General features: G+C 42.1%; 20 protein-coding genes. 16 read left to right on the plus strand and 4 right to left on the minus strand.

What is annotated here, in order from left to right:
- The 3 genes from IAE20_RS09580 to IAE20_RS09585 all read right to left on the minus strand — a co-directional run bounded on the left by IAE20_RS09580 (position 1) and on the right by IAE20_RS09585 (position 3,321).
- Positions 1–132, minus strand: a complete 132-nt coding sequence (locus IAE20_RS09580; RefSeq protein ID WP_200461061.1) for a preprotein translocase subunit YajC — start codon at positions 130–132, stop codon at positions 1–3.
- Positions 133–192: 60 nt separating this feature from the next.
- Complete coding sequence (locus tag IAE20_RS16865; RefSeq protein WP_265092547.1) at positions 193–318, minus strand: hypothetical protein; 126 nt, start codon at positions 316–318, stop codon at positions 193–195.
- 180 nt (positions 319–498) lie between these two features.
- Positions 499–3,321: a ribonucleoside-diphosphate reductase subunit alpha gene (locus IAE20_RS09585; RefSeq protein WP_200460970.1), complete on the minus strand. Its 2,823-nt coding sequence runs from the start codon at positions 3,319–3,321 to the stop codon at positions 499–501.
- 547 nt (positions 3,322–3,868) lie between these two features.
- Here IAE20_RS09585 and bfmR point away from each other — a divergent pair.
- A complete protein-coding gene (gene bfmR, locus IAE20_RS09590) occupies positions 3,869–4,585 on the plus strand; it encodes a response regulator transcription factor BfmR (RefSeq protein WP_004881343.1) in 717 nt (238 codons plus the stop codon).
- A gap of 47 nt (positions 4,586–4,632) precedes the next feature.
- A complete protein-coding gene (bfmS, locus tag IAE20_RS09595; RefSeq protein WP_200460971.1) occupies positions 4,633–6,294 on the plus strand; it encodes a sensor histidine kinase BfmS in 1,662 nt (553 codons plus the stop codon).
- 23 nt (positions 6,295–6,317) lie between these two features.
- Here bfmS and IAE20_RS09600 read toward each other — a convergent pair whose 3' ends face one another.
- Positions 6,318–6,674, minus strand: coding sequence for a hypothetical protein (locus IAE20_RS09600; RefSeq protein WP_200460972.1), 357 nt, complete (start codon positions 6,672–6,674; stop codon positions 6,318–6,320).
- A 693-nt stretch (positions 6,675–7,367) separates the two neighbouring features.
- Between IAE20_RS09600 and ndhC the strand changes: the two genes are divergently transcribed.
- The 14 genes from ndhC to upp all read left to right on the plus strand — a co-directional run bounded on the left by ndhC (position 7,368) and on the right by upp (position 23,170).
- Positions 7,368–7,919, plus strand: coding sequence for an NADH-quinone oxidoreductase subunit A (ndhC, locus tag IAE20_RS09605; RefSeq protein ID WP_200460973.1), 552 nt, complete (start codon positions 7,368–7,370; stop codon positions 7,917–7,919).
- A gap of 6 nt (positions 7,920–7,925) precedes the next feature.
- Entirely contained in the window at positions 7,926–8,603 is a 678-nt protein-coding gene (locus tag IAE20_RS09610; RefSeq protein WP_004987404.1) for a NuoB/complex I 20 kDa subunit family protein, read from the plus strand.
- 86 nt (positions 8,604–8,689) lie between these two features.
- Complete coding sequence (nuoC, locus tag IAE20_RS09615; protein ID WP_200482512.1) at positions 8,690–10,477, plus strand: NADH-quinone oxidoreductase subunit C/D; 1,788 nt, start codon at positions 8,690–8,692, stop codon at positions 10,475–10,477.
- A 12-nt stretch (positions 10,478–10,489) separates the two neighbouring features.
- Entirely contained in the window at positions 10,490–10,999 is a 510-nt protein-coding gene (gene nuoE / locus IAE20_RS09620) for an NADH-quinone oxidoreductase subunit NuoE (protein ID WP_200460975.1), read from the plus strand.
- A complete protein-coding gene (gene nuoF / locus IAE20_RS09625; protein ID WP_200482513.1) occupies positions 10,996–12,327 on the plus strand; it encodes an NADH-quinone oxidoreductase subunit NuoF in 1,332 nt (443 codons plus the stop codon). The genes nuoE and nuoF overlap by 4 nt, the downstream gene beginning before the upstream one ends.
- Positions 12,328–12,338: 11 nt before the next feature.
- Positions 12,339–15,020, plus strand: coding sequence for an NADH-quinone oxidoreductase subunit NuoG (gene nuoG, locus IAE20_RS09630; RefSeq protein WP_200460977.1), 2,682 nt, complete (start codon positions 12,339–12,341; stop codon positions 15,018–15,020).
- A gap of 3 nt (positions 15,021–15,023) precedes the next feature.
- A complete protein-coding gene (nuoH, locus tag IAE20_RS09635) occupies positions 15,024–16,040 on the plus strand; it encodes an NADH-quinone oxidoreductase subunit NuoH (protein ID WP_200460978.1) in 1,017 nt (338 codons plus the stop codon).
- An 18-nt stretch (positions 16,041–16,058) separates the two neighbouring features.
- On the plus strand, positions 16,059–16,601 hold the full coding sequence (gene nuoI, locus IAE20_RS09640) for an NADH-quinone oxidoreductase subunit NuoI (RefSeq protein ID WP_004987388.1): 543 nt from the start codon (positions 16,059–16,061) through the stop codon (positions 16,599–16,601).
- Positions 16,601–17,116, plus strand: a complete 516-nt coding sequence (gene nuoJ / locus IAE20_RS09645; protein ID WP_200461062.1) for an NADH-quinone oxidoreductase subunit J — start codon at positions 16,601–16,603, stop codon at positions 17,114–17,116. The genes nuoI and nuoJ overlap by 1 nt, the downstream gene beginning before the upstream one ends.
- Before the next feature lie 2 nt (positions 17,117–17,118).
- The gene (nuoK, locus tag IAE20_RS09650) at positions 17,119–17,427 is read left to right on the plus strand and encodes an NADH-quinone oxidoreductase subunit NuoK (protein ID WP_004987386.1); all 309 of its coding nucleotides are present in this window, start codon (positions 17,119–17,121) and stop codon (positions 17,425–17,427) included.
- Complete coding sequence (nuoL, locus tag IAE20_RS09655) at positions 17,424–19,319, plus strand: NADH-quinone oxidoreductase subunit L (protein WP_200460979.1); 1,896 nt, start codon at positions 17,424–17,426, stop codon at positions 19,317–19,319. Before nuoK ends, nuoL begins: the two co-directional genes overlap by 4 nt.
- 1 nt (position 19,320) lies before the next feature.
- Entirely contained in the window at positions 19,321–20,928 is a 1,608-nt protein-coding gene (gene nuoM, locus IAE20_RS09660) for an NADH-quinone oxidoreductase subunit M (RefSeq protein ID WP_200460980.1), read from the plus strand.
- Between the two features lie 3 nt (positions 20,929–20,931).
- Positions 20,932–22,428, plus strand: a complete 1,497-nt coding sequence (gene nuoN / locus IAE20_RS09665; protein WP_200460981.1) for an NADH-quinone oxidoreductase subunit NuoN — start codon at positions 20,932–20,934, stop codon at positions 22,426–22,428.
- A gap of 106 nt (positions 22,429–22,534) precedes the next feature.
- On the plus strand, positions 22,535–23,170 hold the full coding sequence (upp, locus tag IAE20_RS09670; RefSeq protein ID WP_200460982.1) for a uracil phosphoribosyltransferase: 636 nt from the start codon (positions 22,535–22,537) through the stop codon (positions 23,168–23,170).
- Positions 23,171–23,288 lie beyond the last annotated feature (118 nt).

Genomic DNA, 23,288 nt, shown 5'->3' on the forward strand with positions numbered 1-23,288 from the left:
CTACTTATTTTGATTACGCTGTTGCTTACGAATTTTAAAAAAAGCGTAAACCATAGGCGCGTAGAAAAAAACAAAAGCAAAGACCAGTACAGCTAAACCAAGTGTATAGTTATGACTGAGATGTAACATGATCGTATACCTTTTGTATTTAATCGTGAATCTTAACCGAAATTAAGATCCACATTTACGAAATTATTTTTTAGATGATTTCGTGGTAGGCTTAACTTTCTCAACAACTGTAGTTTTTGGGTGCTTTTCTGCATATTCCAAAGTTACATATTGTCCAGTCACAGCACTTCTTGCGACTTTATTCGCCATTTATTATCTCCTGATACAAATCAAGATGACTCTTACTGGCTCGTTAATAAATTCAATGGTAGAATCTTTAACGCATTATCTTATGCCAGCCCCGTTGTGACCATCTTGGTATCACTTCGAGATTGAAAAGCCTTCTAGTTAGTTTTGACGGACGCTAGAGGGCTTTTTTTTATACTTTAATTACTGACAAGCTTCACAATCAGGATTATCGATTGAACAAGCCATTGGAACAGGGGCTGCTTGGGTAAAACCGTCTTCAGTTGCTTCTGGTTTTATTTCCTGAGCGACTGCCGCAGCAGGTGCTGCAACAGTTGTGGCTTTAACTGCATTCAATGCACCTGTATTAATGGTTGATTTCTCAGCAGAAGTTGCACCTAAAGCTCGAAGGTAATAGGTTGTTTTTAAACCACGTAACCAAGCCATTTTATACGTGATGTCCAGCTTCTTACCATTTGCACCTGCAATATACAGGTTCAATGACTGTGCTTGATCGATCCATTTTTGACGACGTGAGGCAGCATCTACGATCCAGCGTGGCTCAACTTCAAATGCAGTTGCAAAAATGGCTTTTAATTCCTCAGGAATACGTGAAATCTTCTGTACCGAACCTTCAAAATGTTTTAAGTCATTGACCATCACGCTATCCCAAAGACCACGCTCTTTCAGAGCACGAACAAGGTAAGGGTTGATCACTGTGAATTCACCAGACAGGTTTGATTTGACATACAAATTCTGGAATGTCGGCTCAATCGATTGAGACACGCCACAAATATTGGAAATCGTTGCAGTCGGTGCAATTGCCATCACATTTGAGTTACGCATACCATCTTTTTTAACTTTGGCACGTAATGTGTCCCAGTCCAGACGTTGAGTACGATCCACTTCAAACATGCGTTCAGGACGAGTTTTAGCCACAATATCCAGAGAATCGATTGGCAAAATACCTTGATCCCAAAGTGAGCCCTCAAATGTTGAATAAACACCGCGTTCCACAGCAAGTTCACTTGATGTTTGAATTGCATAGTAGCTGATGACTTCCATTGATTCATCCGCAAAATTAACTGCTTCATCAGAACCATAAGCCATGTTTAATTCATACAGGGCATCCTGAAAACCCATAATTCCCATACCGACAGGGCGGTGTTTCAGGTTTGAATTTTTTGCTTGTGGCACAGCATAGTAGTTAATGTCGATGACGTTATCGAGCATACGTACTGCTGTTTTAATGGTACGTGCCAGTTTCTCACGATCCAATGCACCCCCTTGTACATGTTGCACAAGATTGATTGAACCTAAGTTACATACTGCGATTTCATCCTGATTAGTATTCAGCGTAATTTCGGTACACAGGTTCGATGAGTGAACTACACCGACATGCTGTTGTGGTGAGCGCAGGTTACACACGTCTTTGAACGTAATCCATGGATGACCTGTTTCAAACAGCATGGACAGCATTTTGCGCCATAAGTCCTGAGCGCGAACTTTCTTATGTAAGAAGTTTTGCTCTTTAGCAATCGCTTCATAATGTGCATAACGTTCTGCAAATTCCTGACCTGTTAAATCATGAAGATCAGGAACTTCAGAAGGAGTGAACAATGTCCATTCACCATCTTCAAAGACACGTTGCATAAATAAGTCAGGCACCCAGTTAGCTGTATTCATGTCATGGGTACGACGGCGATCATCACCTGTGTTTTTACGCAGCTCTAAAAACTCTTCGATATCCAAATGCCAAGTTTCAAGATAGGCACACACTGCACCTTTGCGTTTACCACCCTGATTGACTGCAACAGCTGTATCATTGGCCACTTTCAGGAATGGAACTACGCCTTGCGATTTACCATTGGTCCCTTTAATGTACGAATTAAGGGCACGAACTGGTGTCCAGTCATTCCCCAAACCACCAGCCCATTTTGATAGCATTGCGTTGTCACGCATTGCACCATAAATGTTATATAGGTCATCGCCAATTGTGGTTAGATAGCAACTAGATAACTGCGGGCGTAAAGTCCCTGAGTTAAATAGGGTCGGCGTAGAAGCCATATAATCGAAACTAGACAATAAGTCATAAAACTCGATTGCACGTTCTTCACGATTTGCTTCATTCAGTGACAGACCCATGGAAACACGCATAAAGAACAATTGTGGAAGTTCGTAGCGGATACCATCTGAGTGAATGAAGTAACGGTCATATAACGTTTGTAAACCTAAGTAAGTAAACTGATTTGAGCGTTCTGGTTTAATTGCTGCGGCAAGTTTGACTAAATCAAAATTTAATAATTCTGGATCTAGTAACTCAAGATCGACGCCTTTTTTCAAGAAAGTTTCAAGCGCATCACTTTCCAGTGTATCTTCAGATAGACCTAAAAACTCAAGACCTTTGGCTACCAGTTCATTACGCAATAAACGTGCAGTCACATAAGTGTAATTCGGCTCATGTTCAATACGGGTACGCGTTGCCATCATCATGGTGGTGGCGATATCACTGGCTTTTACGCCGTTATACAGGTTCTTGATGGTTTCATCGACAATGGCTTGAACATCGATACCCTCCAAACCTTCAGCAGCTTTTTCAACTTCTGCTGAAAGGGCATCCAGATCCAAAGGCTGAAGTTGGCCATTGGCATCTGTAATCTGTAACGTCGGGTGGTGATTGGCACCTGCTTGCTGCCGAGCATTAGCACGTTGCTCACGATAGATGACATAAGCACGAGCAACTTTTTGCTCACCAGTACGCATTAGCGCAAGTTCGACCTGATCCTGAATTTCTTCAATATGAATCGTACCGCCTGAAGGTAAACGGCGGTTAAAAGTATTCATGACCATTTCTGTAAGTTGAGTAATACGATCGTGGATACGACTTGAATCCGCGCCCTGTTGACCCTCGACCGCCAAAAATGCTTTACCAATCGCAACGGAAATTTTCTCTGCATCAAATACAGCAACTTCCCCAGTGCGTTTAATCACCTGAAGTTGGCCAGGAGTTGAAGTGATTACGCTCATGTCAGCATAGCTCCATTGTCATCTATAGTTATGTTCATTGGACCGTTTGAATCGGGCGAAAATGGTGGCTCGATATTTGAGGAATAAACACAAGACTTAGTGGTTAATGTTTGTTTTAAACACAAGATACGGTAATTTTAACCTGATATCAATCTTGACATTTTATTAATTTTTTATTCATTCATTATCTGTCTGATTCTGCGATGCATAGCTTAGCAAAGTCCTGAAAAATTACGTATAGATAACTATGTGGATAACTCAAAAAACAAACATTTAGATGCCTAAAGTGACCCCATGGAAATAATTTGTTTAATATTTATGCGTACTATTTAAAGGATTAAGATAAATGGTAATTTTTAAAGCAAAAAAATAAAATTACTGGAAATTCAAGAGCTAATAAATTTGCAACAAAATACAACTGGCGTGTATCAGTTTGGTGAACGAGGACTTGTTTACAATGTAAACGTGTGTATATTGCATTCTATGAAGCATGTCTATCTGTCGGATTTTAAACAGATACACTTAAACATATTACAGGGGCAATTGTATGAGCCAAGAAGAAAAGTTACCCAAGATCCTTATTGTTGAAGATGATGAACGTCTTGCACGTTTAACACAGGAATATCTAATTCGTAATGGATTGGAGGTTGGGGTTGAAACAGATGGTAATCGTGCAATCCGCCGTATTATCAGTGAGCAACCCGATCTAGTGGTACTTGATGTGATGTTACCTGGTGCAGATGGTTTAACCGTTTGTCGTGAAGTTCGTCCTCATTATCATCAGCCTATTCTAATGTTAACTGCACGTACCGAAGATATGGATCAGGTTTTAGGTCTGGAAATGGGTGCAGATGACTATGTGGCTAAACCTGTGCAACCACGTGTTTTATTAGCGCGTATTCGTGCTTTATTACGTCGTACCGATAAAACTGTTGAAGATGAAGTAGCACAGCGTATCGAATTTGATGATTTGGTCATCGATAATGGTGGTCGTTCAGTGACTTTAAATGGTGATCTGGTAGATTTCACGAGCGCTGAATACGACTTATTATGGCTATTAGCCTCTAATGCAGGTCGTATCTTGTCACGTGAAGATATTTTTGAACGTCTGCGTGGTATTGAATATGATGGTCAAGACCGTTCAATTGACGTACGTATTTCACGTATTCGTCCAAAAATTGGCGATGATCCAGAAAACCCGAAACGTATTAAAACTGTGCGTAGTAAAGGTTATCTGTTTGTAAAAGAAACCAATGGTATGTAATTTACGCATCCATTGTTTGTTAAACATCTCCCTATAAGGTTGATTGAGTGTTTAAACACAGTATCTTCTTACGCATTTATGCGGGTTTGGTGGTCTTGGTCATGCTGGTGGCTTTGTTTGGCTACCTGTTGGTTCAGATCATCAATTACCAGCGTGCTCAGGAATATCGTGAGTCCCTGACGGATGGTATTTCATATGTCATTAGTGAGGGAGTAGCTCGGCAACCGGGAGAGCAACAAAGACTGGACTGGATTTCAGATGCTTCTGATTTACTTGAGTTGCCTATTTATTACGTCGACTCAAATAAAATCGAGCTTTCCAGAACTGAAAAAAAACGTATTGAAGAACAAAAATCTATCGTCCGTTACGATGCTGAGAATAGCATTGCCTACGTGATAATCGGCTTGCCTGAAGATAATAAGCATTTTCTTTATGTCAAAGTCGATAAAATAGGTGAGCGCCAAATGAAAGCGCTACCTATTTTTATTTTGGATTACCTGATTTATTATCCGGGACAAGAAAAAGAATATATCAGCCGTATTCAAAAACACTTTTCTTACCCACTTTCGATTCAAAATGTCAAAGATATTCAACTGGATTCTGAGCAAATTGGTCGTTTGCGTCAGGATCAAAGTGTGATGTTGTATAAAGACAGTGCAACTGTACGTGGAACCACGATTTCAATTGTTTCTCCAATGCCAAATAATCCGACTGAGGTTCTGGTTTTAGGGCCAGTGCCCATGTTTAATTGGATGCCGTTTCAGTTATCAGCAGGTATTACATTATTTAGCTTGTTTCTGTTGAGTCTGGGAGTCTATGGACTGATTTTGCCTTTGGAGCGAAAAATTCGGCAAGTACGTTATGCATTGAATCGTATGAAGTCGGGTGATTTGTCATTACGAGTGCCGATTGAAGGTAGTGATGAAATGGCAAATCTTGCATCCAGTTATAATAATATGTCTGATCATATTCAGCGGCTTATAGAAGCGCAGCGTGAATTGATGCGAGCCGTATCCCATGAGTTGAGAACTCCTGTAGCCCGAATTCGTTTTGGTATGGAAATGTTGGCTGAAGAAGATGATTACAATTATCGGATTCAGCAAATGGAAATGATCGATAAAGATATTGAAGCACTAAATACCTTGATTGATGAGATCATGACTTATGCCAAATTAGAGCAGGGCACTCCATCACTGGATTTTGAAGAAATTGCCTTACTGGATGTGTTGGATCAAGTTGCAGTTGAAACAGAAGCGTTAAAAACTCAGAAAGAAATTGAACTTATACCGCCACCAAATTATGTCATTGCAGATGCAGAACGTCGTTATTTACATCGTGTCGTGCAAAATCTGGTAGGAAATGCAGTGCGCCATTGTGATCATAAAGTGCGTATGAGTGGTGGCATAAAGGCGGATGGCAATGCTTTTGTCTGCGTGGAAGATGATGGCCCTGGCATCCCCGAAGAAGATCGTAAACGTGTTTTTGAGGCATTTGCCCGTCTAGATGACAGTCGAACCCGTGCATCGGGTGGTTATGGTTTGGGGTTATCCATCGTCAGCCGAATTGCGTACTGGTTTGGTGGCACAATTACTGTGGATGAGAGTCCTGATCTAGGGGGCGCTCGGTTTATTATGTTGTGGCCAGCAAAGCGCTTTAATCAAAAACTTAAACAAAAAAATCAGCAGAAACAAAAAGAAAGCACTCAATAGAGTGCTTTCTTTTTGTACGATATTTATTCTTGTAGTGTAGCATCGGGAACGATCAATGATTTGCCTTCACGTAAACTAATCAAAGCATCTTGATTGAAATCAATGAGAAGAAAATTATTTTCAACATCAATTTTATATCCACTAATGATTTTTTGGTCGCCATTAATGGTTTCCACACGATATTCATCAGTGATATTGAGAATACCCTCTAGATTCGTCGTGGTTGATGCAAAGTCCTGACGAAACAAATCATAAATATCACGTAAATCAAAAATGGCATTGTCTGCATCGGGGTGCTTCTGGACATATTCTTGAATGTGACGAATAAGCAATTGAGCATAAAGAAAGTAATTAGGTTTGTGGGTGTATTGCAGACTCATTGATTTTACTCCTTATTCTTTGTTTTAGCATACACATCGCTTCAAAACAGATGTGTATAAAGTTAATTAAAGCATGTAGCTGAATTGCAACGATTTATAAAATTGATTCTGCTTGTCGTGTATTCCTTTGCTCATAAATCGGATGATCCCGAATATTTTTATTCTTTATAGCGATTTCTCTTTGAATCGGAAGAAAAAGAATACACGGGGAATCACTGATCTATTCTCAAAATAGCATGCTCTTTTACGTTAGAGATAGTCTTTTTTAATGCTTTAATTTTCGACAAAACTCGATTCTGATGTGGTTTTGTGCAGTCAGGAATAACGAGATAATATTTTTTAAAAAAATAGTAAAATAATCCGGAAAAATACATTGTACGTTGATTTGGAAAGAGCAAAATTTAAATAAGGACAAAAATGTCCGAAATATTGGTTAAAATGTAAGAAAATGAAAAAAATAATCATAATGTGAGAATTGATTTGATAAACCGATAACTACCAGTGGATTTGGCGTTCAAGCCATATGTTTTCTAAAATTGTCCAAAAAATCATCCTAAAGACTAAGGTGCTTCAACTAGCAACAGAAATTAGAAATCAGGTACAATTGGCGGGATTAATTTTATGTTTGGTGTATTTGAAGGCCAATACATACATTCTTTGTTAAATAATAGGCCTGCCAGGAGTTATCCCCGCATGAGTGCCATTACTCCATACGATTGGGCAATTATTGCCTTCGTGATCGGTGTTACATTTCTGTGCGTTTTTATGCTTACCGTTCCCTTGCTCCTAGGGGGTAAATCGTGGGGGCGCGCGAAGCAAGAGCAATTTGAGTCAGGTGTCGTCAGCGCAGGTGGTGCACGTATCCGCTTGTCAGCAAAGTTCTATCTGGTTGCAATTTTCTTCGTTGTTTTTGACCTTGAAGCGCTCTATCTATACGCATGGGCAACCTCAGTTCGTGAAGTGGGTTGGCTTGGTTTTACTACCGTCGTGATTTTCGTTGTCGATTTGTTGATTGCTTTGGTTTATGCATTTGCTGTAGGTGCATTAAACTGGGCTCCTGCGGATCGCCGTAAGTCAGCAGGAATTAAACCTAAAGTGGGTTCTGCACATATGAATATTGCTGATATTACCCGCTTCAACTCTATTGAGGAGTTGGTTATGGATCCTACGGGTCATATTCCAGCTCAATCCTCAGGTCGTATGAAATCTATTTCAGCGACTAAAACGTCATTTGAACAGGAGTAACTCGGGATGAAATATACATTAACCCGTGCGAATCCGAGTGCTGATCAATATCCATTGCAAGAACGCCAAATTGTTACTGATCCACTTGAGGAAGAAGTCAATAAAAATGTCTTCATGACTCGTTTGGAAGATGTGATGCACAATGTGGTCAACTGGGGACGCAAAAACTCAGTCTGGCCATTTAACTTTGGTACTTCATGCTGTTACGTTGAGTATGCAACGACATTAACAGGTGTACATGATTTGTCACGTTTTGGTGCTGAAGTTATTCGTGCTTCACCACGTCAGGCTGACTTAATGATTGTTGCTGGAACTTGTTTTGTAAAAATGGCGCCAGTTATTCAACGTCTTTATGAGCAAATGCTAGAGCCAAAATGGGTCATTTCTATGGGAGCCTGTGCTAACTCGGGCGGTATGTACGACATTTATTCGGTTGTACAGGGTGTTGATAAAATTATTCCTGTTGACGTGTACGTCCCAGGCTGCCCACCACGTCCTGAAGCTTTGATTCAAGCACTCATGTTACTTCAAGACCAGATTCAGCTAGAGCGCCGTCCACTTTCTGCCGTAATTGGTGATGATCTTAAGCCAGTGTATAAGCCAAAGATGATGCCAGAACGCGATCGCAAAAATGCTGAACGTATTGCGGTGAAAAACTTACGCTCTATGGATGAAATTAAATAATTTTCACGATGAAGTTTTGACATATTCGTAGGATATGGTTCATCAAGAAAATTGACAAAATTTGTATTAAATAGGAAGCCAAGCCAATGGCTGAAACTGACATTGCTATGCCAGAATCAACGCCAGTTGATTCCCGCCCAGCATTTGCAATCGTAGAAGATCTCAAAGCCAAATTTGGCGAGAACTTTTACGTGCAACTAACGTTTGAAGATTTTCCAACGGTCTGGGTTGAGCGCGCACGTATACAAGAAGTTTTAATGTACTTGCGTACGGTATCACGTCCTTATGTGATGCTGTTTGACTTATCTGCAGTTGATGAGCGTTTGCGTAATAACCGCGATGGTTTACCTGCATCTGATTTCACAGTGTTCTATCACTTATTATCTTTAGAACGTAATAGTGATATTCGTATTAAAGTTGCATTGAATGAGAATGATATTAACATTCCAACAGCGACTAACATTTGGCCGAATGCCAACTGGTACGAACGTGAAGCTTACGATATGTTTGGAATCAATTTCGAAGGGCATCCTATGCTGCGTCGAATTTTGTTGCCAACTTATTGGGAAGGGCATCCGTTACGCAAGGAATACTCAGCTCGTGCTACTGAATATACGCCGTATATGCAGAACAAGGCGAAACAGGATTTTGAGCAAGAACATCTTCGTTTTGTCCCAGAAGATTGGGGCCTAACACGCGGTAATGCGGATGAAGACTTTATGTTCTTGAACTTGGGCCCTAACCATCCATCTGCACACGGTGCATTCCGTGTTATTTTGCAGTTGGATGGCGAAGAAGTAAAAGACTGTGTACCTGATATTGGCTATCACCACCGTGGTGTGGAAAAGATGGCTGAGCGTCAAACGTGGCATTCTTTCATTCCTTATACTGACCGTGTTGACTATCTAGGCGGTTGCGCACAAAACATGCCGTATGTCATGGGCGTAGAGCAACTTGCTGGAATCACCGTTCCTGATCGTGCGCAATGTATTCGTGTCATGATGTCTGAATTATTCCGTATCAATAACCACTTGTTGTATATCGGTACGGCGATTCAGGATGCGGGGGGTATGACTCCTGTATTCTATATGTTTGCTGACCGTCAAAAAATCTATGACGCAATTGAAGCGATCACAGGTTTCCGTATGCACCCTGCGTGGTTCCGTATCGGCGGAACGGCACACGATCTTCCAAATAATTGGCAAAAACTGATTCGTGATATTCTCGAATGGATGCCAAAACGGTTGAAGGAATATCATACTGCTGCACTGAAAAACTCTGTATTTGAAGGCCGTACACGTAATGTTGCCCAATATGATGCAAAATCTGCGTTAGCTTGGGGCGTAACAGGAACTGGTTTACGTGCAACAGGTATTGATTTTGATGTGCGTAAATATCGTCCGTATAGTGGCTATGAAAATTACGATTTTGAAGTGCCTCTGGAATACGAAGGCGATGCTTATGCTCGTGTGATGGTGCACTATCGTGAAATCGAAGAGTCCTTGAAAATTGTTAAACAGTGTCTGGATAATATGCCGTCTGGTGCATATAAAGCAGATCATCCTCTGGCAGTACCACCGCCGAAAGATAAAACCTTGCAAGACATTGAAACCCTGATTACGCATTTCTTAAGTGTGTCGTGGGGGCCAGTTATGCCTGCAGGTGAAGCATCAGTGATGGCTGAAGTCGTAAAAGGCGCGTCTAACTATTATTTGACTTCCGATAAGTCAACGATGAGTTATCGTACCCGTATTCGTACACCAACCTTTACACACTTGCAGCAAATTCCTTCGGTGATTAACGGAAGTCTGGTCTCAGACTTGATCATTTATCTGGCAACCATTGATGTGGTTATGGCCGACGTGGATCGTTAAGGGGTACGCATTATGATGATTTTGACTGATAAAAAGCCACGTGTGAATGTTGAAGGGATTTTGACTGCAGATGAAATCCATGAAATTGAACATCACATTCATCACTATCCTTACCCACGTGCGGCATCATTAGATGCACTTAAGTGTGTACAACGCCGTAATGGCTGGGTAGATGACGCTCAAATGAATGCAATAGCGCAGCTATTGACCATTAGTGTTGCGGATCTTGAAGGTGTAGCGACATTTTATAATCGTATTTACCGTCAACCCGTGGGGCGTCACGTAATTTTATTGTGTGATTCGATTGCCTGTTTCTTAATGGGTGCTGAAACTTTAGCTGAAGCATTTCAGCGCGAGCTTGGCATTCAATATGGTCAGACTACGCAAGATGGCCGTTTTACCTTATTGCCGATTTGCTGTTTAGGAAATTGTGACAAGGGTCCAACTTTAATGATTGATGAAGATACGCATGGTCTGGTTGAGGTATCTTCGGTCAAGCAGTTATTGGAGAAGTATGTATGAATACTGAACCAAAACCGATTTATGGCGAAGGTAATCCAGAAACTCATCCGCTGACTTGGCGTTTGAGCAAACAGGAACATGTACGCAATGCTGATGACTATGAAGCTTTAGAAGGGTATGCGGGCTTTAAAAAAGCTATTGAAATGAAACCTGCTGAAGTTTTGGAAGTCATTAAGGCGGCAACGGTAAAAGGTCGTGGTGGTGCAGGTTTCCCAGCAGGGATTAAATGGTCGTTGATGGCACCGAATGATGGTGGTCCGCGTTATTTAATCTGTAATGCTGATGAAATGGAACCAGGTACCTTCAAAGACCGCTTATTGATGGAACGTCTTCCGCACCAATTGATTGAAGGTATGTTAATCGCTGCTTATACCCTAGAGGCAACGCAAGGTTACATCTTTATTCGTGGTGAGTATATCGAAGCTGCCCAATACTTAAATGAGGCGTTGGAACAGGCTCGTGCTAAAGGTTATTTAGGTAACAATATTCTGAACACGGGTTGGAGCTTTGAGCTGTTTGTTCATACAGGTGCAGGACGTTATATTTGTGGTGAAGAAACTGCATTGATTAACTCACTGGAAGGACGTCGTGCCAATCCACGTACTAAACCACCATTTCCACAGGTTGCTGGGGCTTGGGGGCGTCCAACGATTGTCAATAATGTTGAAACCTATAACAACTTACCTGCAATCATGTTGCGTGGTCCTGAATGGTATATCGGTTTATCTGTGGGGAAATCTAAAGATCCGGGCACCAAGATTTATGGCGCATCCGGTAAAGTTAAATTCCCAGGACTTTGGGAGTTACCATTTGGAACTACTGCACGTGAAGTGATTGAAGACTACGCGGGTGGTATGCGTGATGGTTTGAAACTCAAAGCATGGTTACCGGGCGGTGCATCAACTGATTTCTTGGCAGCAGAACATATTGATCTTCCGATGGATTCAGAAAGCATCATGAAAGCAGGTTCACGTTTAGGAACTTGTTTATTGATGGTGGTTGATGAAACCCAGTGTATGGTTTCAGCAGTGCGTAATTTAGAAGAATTCTTTGCGCGTGAATCGTGTGGCTGGTGTACACCATGCCGTGATGGTTTACCTTGGGCGGTCAAAGCACTGAAAGCACTTGAAAATGGTGAAGGTAAGATGGAAGACATTGAACATTTGTCTGAACTCACCAAAAAGTTGTGGATCGGTAAGACCTTCTGTGCTCACGCGCCGGGTGCGATGGAGCCGCTAATGGGCGCACTCAAATATTTCCGTAGCGAGTTTGAAGCAAAAGTGACTAATCGTCCTGTTGCTCAAGCCAGCCACGTAGAACAAGTTTAAGGAATTCGACTATGGCTACAATTCATGTCGATGGAAAATCATATGAAGTCAATGGGTCAGAAAACTTGCTACAAGCATGTTTGTCTCTAGGCATCGACATCCCGTATTTTTGTTGGCACCCATCCTTAGGTTCTGTTGGTTCATGCCGTCAATGTGCGGTGACTCAGTATGCAAATGCTGAAGATACGCGTGGACGTCTGGTTATGTCATGTATGACGCCAGCGACTGACAATACCTTTATCTCAATTGAAGATAAGGAAGCAGTTGATTTTCGCGAGTCAGTGGTTGAGTTTTTAATGACGAACCACCCGCATGACTGCCCAGTCTGTGAAGAAGGTGGTCACTGTCATTTACAAGATATGACAGTGATGACGGGTCATGACCGCCGTCGCTACCGCTTTACTAAACGTACCCACTATAACCAAGAGTTAGGTTCGTTTATTGCACATGAAATGAACCGTTGTATCGCTTGCTATCGCTGTGTGCGTTATTACAAGGATTACGCAGGTGGTACAGACTTTGGTGTGTATGCGAATGCATCACGTGTTTACTTCGGTCGTCCAGAGTCTGGGACATTAGAATCTGAATTTTCAGGTAACTTGACTGAAGTTTGCCCAACAGGTGTGTTTACTGATAAAACGCACTCAGAGCGCTATAACCGTAAATGGGATATGCAGTACGCACCAAGTGTGTGTCAGGGCTGTTCTTCTGGTTGTAATATTTCTCCGGGTGAGCGTTATGGTGAATTGCGCCGCGTAGAAAACCGTTTTAATGGTGAAGTAAATCAATACTTCCTGTGTGACAAAGGCCGTTTTGGTACGGGCTATGTCAACCGTTCAGATCGTCCACGTCAACCACAGTTCCGTGTCGGTGAAGCGATAAGTTCTGTTTCAGTGGATCAGGCACTTGATGAAGTGATTGTGAAACTTCAGGGTAAAAAAGTACTGGGGATTGGTTCACCACGTGCTAGCCTTGAATCTAACTATGCGCTACGTGAGTTAGTTGGACAGGATAACTACTCAACAGGATTGTCACAAAAAGAACAGAATCTGGTTGAACTTGCTGCATCAATCATGCAAACCGAGGGTGTTTATAACCCGAACATGCGTGAAGTTGAAAGTTATGATGCGGTATTGATTCTAGGTGAAGATCTGACGCAAACTGCGCCACGTATGGCTCTATCTGTTCGTCAAGCAGCAAAAAATAAAGCCAAGCAAATGGCGGCAGATCGTCGTACTCCAGATTGGTTAGCAGAACCTGTACAACGTATTGGTCAGGATGAGAAATCTCCGATTTATATCCTTGCTGCGACTCAGACCCGTTTAGCCGATGTGGCGACAGGTGAAGTAGTTGCATCTCCAAACGACATTGCGCGTCTTGGGTTTGCAATTGCGGCTGCAGTTAAAGGTGAGACCATAAATGGTTTGGACGATGATGCTAAAGCCTTTGCTCAAAGCATTGCCGATAGCTTAAAAGCTGCGAAAAAACCATTAGTGATTTCTGGTACAAGCTTACAAGATCCAGCGATTATGGAAGCTGCTGCACAAGTTGCACAAAATTTGGGTAATGCTGGTTTAACACTAACCGTACCTGAAGTGAACTCAATGGGTCTGGCGCTGTTTGGTGGACAAAGTTTGGAACAAGCTTTTGCACAAGATTATGACACTGTCGTAATTGTGGAAAACGACTTATTCCGTCGTTTACCTGCGCTTCAGGTAAAAGCTGCACTTGCAAAAGCGGAAACTGTAATCGTATTAGACCACAGCGAAACTGAAACTGTGAAACAGGCAGATATCGTGCTTTCAGCAGCAAGCTTTGCTGAAGGTGATGGTACGGTAGTGAGTCAGGAAGGTCGTGCACAACGTTTCTATCAGGTTTATGATCCAAGTTATTACAATCCTGAATATGCGATTAAAGAATCATGGCGCTGGTTGCATGCCATTGAAACTGGATTAAATGGTAAAGTAATTAACTGGACTTTACTGGATGATGTCATTGAATCTGTTGTGAAAAATGTTCCTGTTTTAGAAGCTATTCAGGATGTTGCACCTGATGCAGGTTATCGTGTGCATGGTTTGAAAATTGCACGTGAACCACGTCGTTATTCAGGTCGTACTGCACTTCGCGCTCCAATTTCAGTGCATGAACCTAAACAACCTATCGACGTTGACTCTGCCTTAACATTCTCAATGGAAGGCTATGTCGGCCCACAAAAAGCATCGTCATTAGTACCGTTTGCATGGGCACCGGGTTGGAACTCGCCACAATCTTGGAATAAATATCAGGATGAAGTCGGGGGACATCTAAAAGGCGGTGATTCAGGTATTCGTTTATTTGATCGTTTACCAAAACGTCCTGCACGTAGCTTTGTTGCACCGGCAGTTGCACCAGTGAATCCTGAAAGCTTCCGCTTAGTACCCATGCATCATATTTTTGCATCGGGTGAATTCACGATTAAAACACCAGCCATGCAGTCTCGTATTCCAGAAGCAACTTTTGCTTTAGGTGAACAAGATGCAACACGTTTAAATCTGAAAGACGGTGAACGCATTTCAGTACAAGCAGGTGAAACTACAGTTAGCTTACCTGTACAGGTGATTGAATATTTACCAACGGGTTATATCGGTTATCCAATTGGTTTGGCACCTACAGTGTCATTGGCCGAACCTGTATCAGTCGCGGTAGGAGTGTAATTCATGCAACAAGAAATTATGCGTCAAACACCGCTTTGGGCTGAGAATTGGCCAATTGCTTATGCAGTGGTTCAAGCTATTGTGATTATGCTAGTAGTGGTGTTGATTGCGGCATTAATGTCATTTATTGAACGCCGTCTTTTGGCTCTCTGGCAGGACCGTTATGGACCTAACCGTGTTGGTCCAGGTGGGATGTTCCAAATTGTGGCAGACATGCTCAAGATCATGTTTAAGGAAGATTGGACACCTAAGTTTGCCGATAAACTGACTTTCCGTATGGCACCGGCAGTTGCAATGGCAACTGCGGTTTTATCATTTATGGTGATTCCAGTTAGCCCAACGCTAGGCGTTGCGGATATGAGCATTGGTCTATTGTTCTTTATGGCAATGGCAGGTATCGCAGTTTATGCGGTGCTTTTTGGTGGTTGGTCATCAAACAACAAATACTCCTTGCTTGGTGGTCTACGTTCTGCTGCTCAAACTATTTCTTATGAAGTGTTTTTGGGTATTTCCCTGATGGGTGTAGTGGCGATTGCAGGTTCATTTAATTTACGTGAAATCGTAGAAGCACAACGTGATGTATGGTTCATTATTCCTCAGTTTATTGGCTTTATGGTGTTTGTGGTTGCTGGTGTTGCGGTGACTCACCGTCATCCATTTGACCAGCCGGAAGCTGAACAGGAATTGGCTGAAGGTTATCATGTCGAATATGGTGGTATGAAGTGGGGGATGTTCTTCGTTGCAGAATACGTGAATATCGTGCTGATTTCTGCCTTGATTGTGACCTTATTCTTTGGTGGTTGGCTCGCGCCATTTAACCTTGAAATTCCGTTTGTTCCACCTGTGTTCTGGTTCATTATTAAAACAGCATTTTTTATGATGATGTTTATTTTGGCTCGTGGTTCGTTAATGCGTCCGCGTTATGACCAAGTGATGAACTTTGGTTGGAAAATTTGTTTGCCGCTGGCGTTAGTCAACTTACTCGTGACTGGTGCTGTGATTCTGATGAATCAGGCCTAAGACAGCAGGGAGTACAAAATGTATAAAGTTCTAGCTGGAGTTGGGTCAATCGTTCGTACTTTGTGGATGGTATTTACCCACATAACACGTAAACGTGACACAATTCTTTATCCTGAAGTCCCAGCAGAGGAAATTGTACCGCCTCGCTATCGTGGCCGTATTATTCTAACCCGTGATCCAGATGGTGAAGAACGCTGTGTAGCATGTAACCTGTGTGCGGTGGCTTGTCCAGTCGGTTGTATTTCATTACAAAAGGCAGAAAAAGAAGATGGTCGCTGGTATCCAGAATTTTTCCGTATCAACTTTTCGCGTTGCATTTTCTGTGGAATGTGTGAGGAAGCCTGCCCAACGACAGCCATTCAGCTTACTCCTGACTTTGAGTTAGGTGAGTACGTACGTCAGGACTTGGTTTATGAAAAAGAAAATCTACTGATTTCTGGGCCAGGCAAATATCCTGACTATAACTTCTACCGTGTTGCTGGTATGGCAATTGATGGTAAAGGTAAAGGTCAGGCGCAAAAAGAAAGTGCACCTATTGATGTACGGAGTTTATTACCATGATGTGGCCGTTTTATTTGATGGCTCTCGTGGCCATAGTTTCTACGATTCGCGTGGTGACCAATGCGAATCCAGTACATGCTTTACTTAGTCTGATTGTTTCACTCCTTGCAGTCGCTGGTATTTTCATGATTGTTGGCGCTCCATTTGCGGGTGCGCTTGAAATCATCGTTTATGCAGGTGCAATCATGGTCTTGTTTGTGTTTGTGGTAATGATGCTGAATTTAGGTCAGCATACCGTTGAACAGGAACGTAAATGGTTAAGCTCTGAAACATGGGCTGTTCCCGCACTCATGAGTTTCTTACTCGGTTTGATCTTGGTGTGGATGTTATCCAGTGATTACACAATACCAGGGCAAGTTATGGGACGTGAAGTGATCGGTCCAAAAGCAGTCGGTCAAGCACTTTTTACTCATTATTTATTATTGGTTGAAGTTGCCGCGATGTTATTGCTTGCAGCCTTGGTTGCAGCATTCCACTTAGGTAAACGTGAACCAAGTGCGGAAGGGGAACAATAACAATGGGCAATATCCCTTTAGAACATGGTTTGATTGTTGCAACCATTCTTTTTGCACTGGGCTTTTACGGTGTCATGGTGCGACGCAATCTTCTCTTTATGCTCATGAGCCTTGAGATCATGATGAATGCTGCTGCATTGGCATTTGTTTTGGCTGGTAGTGCATGGGCACAACCTGATGGTCAGATTATGTTTATTCTGATTTTGACCCTTGCTGCGGCAGAGGCGTGTATTGGTCTTGCGATCGTCCTTCAGTTTTACCATCGCTTCCATCATTTGGATGTGGATGCTGCTAGTGAGATGCGCGGATGAGTACTTTATATTTAACGATTCTTTTTCCGCTAATCGGTTTTATTCTTTTAGCGGCAGGGCGCGATAAGCTCTCTGAAAATGTAGCTGCGATTATTGGTGTGGGTTCTGTTGGACTCTCTGCATTATTTGCGTTAATTGCAGGGTTGGCATTTACTAGTAGTGGGCAACCTATTTTTGTTCAACATCTTTGGACGTGGTTTAATGTTGGTGGTTTTGCGCCTGGTATTACGCTGCATCTAGATGGTTTGTCATTACTTATGACAGGTATGATCACGGGTGTAGGTTTTCTGATCCACATCTTTGCTTCATGGTACATGCGTGGTGAAGAAGGTTACGCACGTTTCTTCTCGTATTTCAACCTGTTTGTTGCCAGCATGTTGGTGTTGGTTCTTGGTGATAATCTTGCATTATTATTTCTGGGTTGGGAAGGCGTAGGTCTGTGTTCATATCTATTGATTGGGTTTTATTATTCAAATCCAGATAATGGTTGGGCGGCTATTAAAGCATTTACCGTAACGCGTATTGGTGACGTATTTTTACTAATCGCATTATTTCTGCTTTATCAACAGTTTGGTACGTTAAATACTCAATACATCGTTGAAAATGCTGCAACGGTGATGACACAAAGTTCATCACTTTCGATTTGGACAGCGTTGATGTTGTTCTTGGGTGCCGCGGGTAAATCTGCACAGATTCCATTGCAAACATGGTTAGCAGATGCAATGGCAGGCCCAACACCTGTTTCAGCATTGATCCACGCTGCAACGATGGTAACAGCGGGTGTTTATTTGACAAGCCGTATGCATACAGTGATTGAAATGGCACCTGCGGTAATGCAGTTCATTTCAATTACAGGTGCAGTAACGTTGTTGGTAGCAGGTTTTGCAGCGCTGGTTCAAACCGATATCAAGCGTATTCTAGCTTACTCAACTATGAGTCAGTTGGGCTATATGTTTATGGCTGTGGGTGCAGAAGCTTATCAAGCGGGTCTGTTCCACATGTTGGCACATGCGTTCTTTAAAGCTTTATTATTCTTGTCATCTGGTGCGGTGATTCTGGCGTGTCATCACGAACAAAATATCTTCAAAATGGGTGGTTTACGTAAGAAGATTCCATTTGTATTCTGGTGTTTCGTGATCGGTGGTGGTGCGCTTGCGGCGCTCCCAATCGTGACAGTAGGTTTCTTCTCTAAAGATGCAATTCTAGGTGCAGTATATGCACAATCGACAATTGCAAACTTACCGCTTTACCATACGTTGTACTGGGTAGGTGTTGCTGGTGCCTTCTTAACGTCAATCTATACCTTCCGTTTAATCTGGGTGGTATTCTTTGGCGAAGAGAAAACAGAAGCGCATGCTATTCATGGCGTGACTTACTGGGGACCTTTGGCGATTCTTGCATTCTTATCAACTGGTTTTGGTTATTTCTTACAAGCTCCAGTATTGAAGCTATTAAGCAGCGCTAATATTCCTGCATTTATGATTCCAGAAAATTTGGAAGCTGCAGTTTCTCATGCTGAGCATTTGGCAAGCGGTGTCGCGATTGTAGGGTTAATTGTCGGTATCTTATTGTTTGTATTTGCTTATGCTGGGGTGAAATCTTTTGCTCAAACCAGTTTAGGTGCAGGATTGGCGCATATTTGCCGTACTGCATTTGGTTTCGATGCGCTGTATAACATCGTGTTTGTAAAACCTTATCTGTTTATTGCGAAACTTGTAGGTCGTGATCCAATTGATGGACTGTGGCTGGTGCTTCCTGCACTGGTGAAAGGTGGTAATAGCTTTACCAGTTCACGTCAAACGGGTTCATTGCGTGAATACGCATCCAGCATGTCGCTTGGTATAGTGGTACTGTTGATGATCCTTATCGTTATTCAAGTGGTGGGGAAATAAAATGGAAAACAATTTAATTTTACCCGCGCTGATTTTAATTCCTTTCATTGCTGGTTTTATTTGCTGGCTGGTCGATAAGCTTGATCAGCATTTACCGCGCTGGATTGCGTTAATTGGTATGTTAGTGACTTTGGGGTTGACGCTTGCATTGTGGCAAAGCGGCCAATTTCATTATGAACTAGGTGCTAGAGTTCCAACGTGGTCAGCGGAGTTTAATCTTCCTTGGATTCAAACTTTAGGGATTAACATTCACCTTGCTGTTGATGGACTTTCTCTGTTAATGGTGGGATTAACTGCATTGCTAGGTGTGTTAGCAGTCGGTTGTTCTTGGGGCGAAATCCAAAAAAATGTCGGGTTCTTCCACTTAAACCTATTGTGGTCATTAGGTGGGGTAATCGGGGTTTTCCTTGCGGTTGATTTGTTCCTATTCTTCTTCTTTTGGGAGATGATGCTGGTTCCAATCTACTTCCTGATCGCACTTTGGGGTCATAAAGGTTCAAATGGTCGTTCACGTGTCTACGCGGCAACCAAATTCTTCCTTTATACCCAGATTGCAGGTTTAATCATGCTGATTGGTATTCTGGGTCTTGTGGTTTATGGCTACATGATGACGGGTTCAATCGGATTTGATTATAACTACTTGCTTGCAGTTGCTAATACTCTTGATCAGCAAGCACCAGCTGTTGCTTATGCCTTTATGGTGTGTATGTTTATTGGTTTCGCGGTTAAGTTGCCAGTATTTCCATTACATGGCTGGTTACCCGATGCACATGCTCAAGCCCCTACAGCGGGTTCTGTCGATTTGGCAGGTATTTTGATTAAAACCGCTGCTTATGGTTTACTGCGCTTTGTGATTCCATTCTTCCCAGCGGCTTCTGCACAGTTTGCAGATATCGCGATTGTTTTTGGTTTGATTGGTATCTTCTATGGTGCGTGGTGTGCGTATCAGCAAACAGATATGAAACGTTTGCTTGCTTATACCTCTATTTCGCATATGGGCTTCGTACTTCTGGCAATCTATGCAGGTAATATCCTGACGTATCAGGGTCTTATGATCATGATGCTGGCACATGGCTTATCATCTGCGGCTTTATTCATTATGTCTGGTCAAGTGTATGAACGTTTGCATACGCGTGACTTGCGTTTGATGGGTGGTCTGCGCGGACAGCTTCAATATTTACCGTTCTTCCTGATGTGCTTTGTGGCTGCTTTGGTTGGTATCCCAGGACTTGGTAACTTTATTGGTGAATTCCTGATCCTTATGGGTTCATTCAACAAATATCCTGTATTCACGATCCTCGCTGCGGTTAGCCTTGTATTAGCAGGTTTATATGGTCTGATTTTAATTCACCGCGCATTGTTTGGTGAACCAAATCCTGAACAAAAACAGCATTATACTCAACCACTCAAAGATTTGAATTTGCGTGAATTGAGTATTCTAATGATCTGTTTGATTGGTTTAGTCTGGTTAGGTCTTTACCCTCAAACTTTCCTCGACATGTCTCACTCAAGCATGCAATGGTTAGCCAATAGCTATAGTCCTATACAACCTGCGGTTGATCTGACTCAGCAAGCAGCGACTCAGCTTAGTAATGTGGAGATCCAATAAATCATGAACTTCACAATGTCTTTTTCTCAGCTCATGCCTTTGGCACCTGTGATGATTGTGGCTTTGACTGCAGTTGTCGTGATGATCCTGATTGCAATTAAACGTAACCATAATTTAATTGCAACGGCTTCGGTGGTGGGTCTAAATCTTGCAGCAGCTTATATTCTCTTCACGATGTTTGGGGGGCATTTTGTGCCTTCCAATGTCATGGGAATGTTTATGGTAGATCCGTTTACGCTGATCTACCAATTACTCATTATTGTGGCTTCACTTGCATGTTGTACTTTGTCACATGCTTATATTGAAACCTACAAAGATAATCGCGAAGAACTCTATTTGTTGCTTCTGATTTCGGTATCAGGTGCAATGCTGATGGTTGCAAGTGCGCATTATGCTTCTTTCTTCATTAGTCTTGAGTTAATGTCGATTCCAGTTTATGGCATGCTTGCATACACTTATCAACGTAGTCGTTCACTAGAAGCAGGGGTGAAGTATCTTGTACTTTCGGCCACTGCATCTGCGATGCTATTGATGGGTATGGCATATATATATTCATATACAGGTTCATTGTCATTCTATGATTCTGTACAGGCACTATTTAATGCTATTCGCCAGCCAATGGTGATTTTAGGCCTGGCTCTGATTATCTTTGCTGTTGCATTCAAGCTTTCATTGGCACCATTTCATAAATGGACACCAGATGTTTATGCAGGTGCGCCAGCCCCTATGGCTACTTTTTTGGCATCCGCTGCCAAGGTAGCAACGATTGGTCTCTTTGTTCGTTATATGTTGACTTCAGGTGCAATCCTCGTTGATTCACTGGTTACGATTTTAACGGTTATTGCGGTACTATCGATTTTAGTGGGTAACTTGTTGGCTGTTCGTCAAGTAAATCTGAAGCGTATTTTGGGTTATTCATCCATTGCTCATTTTGGTTATTTGTTGATTGCGCTTATTAGCATGACCTATGCGAGTTTGGGTAGCGTTACCGTTTATGTTGTGACTTATGTATTGACGACAATTGGTGCGTTTGGTGCAGTTGCTTTGATGTCTAGCCCCTACAATAATGTTGATGAAGCAGAAAGTCTGGCTGACTATCGTGGTTTATTCTGGCGTCGTCCAGTATTAACCGCAACCTTAACTGTAATGATGTTGTCTTTGGCTGGTATTCCATTGACCGCTGGCTTCATTGGTAAATTTCTTGTCGTAATGGCTGCGGTAACCACCCAGCACTGGTTCCTTGCCGCGATGATTATCGTGGGTAGTGGTATTGGTCTGTATTATTACTTACGCGTTATGGTAGTCATGTATATGACGCCGCCAGATGTGCCACGTATCGATGCGGATAAGCATTGGGGCCAAAAAGTAGGTGGTATCATGGTCTTGGCTGCAGCTGCACTGGTCTTAATTATTGGTATCTATCCAGATCCAGTGATTAAACTGGCGTTAGAAGGCGAGATTTTATCTCCTTTACATTTTGTGTTATCTCAACAACACTAAGTTTAAGTTTTAACAAAAAAAGCCTCCATTCGTGGAGGTTTTTTAATTTTCGTGAGCAAAATTCTTTATAATATAAAAAGTTTAATGTTGTTTTAGGTGTTCTCCCGTGCCCATTCAAGAAATCCGTCATCCTCTGATTCGTCATAAACTTGGCTTATTGCGTCGTTCGGATATCAGCACAAAAAATTTTCGTGAACTTGCGCAAGAAGTTACGATGCTTCTGACCTATGAAGCGACGAAAGATTTACAACTGGTTGATCATGATGTTGATGGTTGGGCTGGTAAAGTAACAACTCAACGCATTGCGGGTAAAAAAATTACGATTGTTCCGATTTTACGTGCAGGTATTGGTATGCTAGAAGGCGTACTTAACCTGATTCCTAGTGCCAAAGTAAGTGTATTGGGACTAGAGCGTGATGAAGAAACTTTACAGGCGCGTACTTATTATAAAAAATTAGTTCCTGATGTCGCGAATCGTATTGCTATGATTATTGATCCAATGCTAGCGACTGGTAGTTCTTTAGTTGCAGCTATTGATGTCCTTAAAGCCAGTGGATGTAAAGATATACGGGTTATGGTTCTCGTTGCTGCCCCTGAAGGCGTCAAAAAAGTGCAGGAATTGCATCCTGAAGTTGAAATTTATACGGCTTCTATTGATGAGGGTCTTAATGCCCAAGGTTATATTGTACCTGGGTTGGGAGATGCGGGAGATAAAATCTTTGGAAGTGTACAAAAAGATTAAAATCCTACTACGGGCCACCATTTTTGGTGGCTTTTTTATGTGAATAATGATGACCGTCACTATTATTTAATTGATGGGCATAAACCTTGTTGAAAAATTTTTTTATAAAAATTAAAAA

The sequence above is a fragment of the Acinetobacter sp. S54 genome (assembly GCF_016624945.1).
In the GTDB taxonomy this organism is placed as follows: domain Bacteria; phylum Pseudomonadota; class Gammaproteobacteria; order Pseudomonadales; family Moraxellaceae; genus Acinetobacter.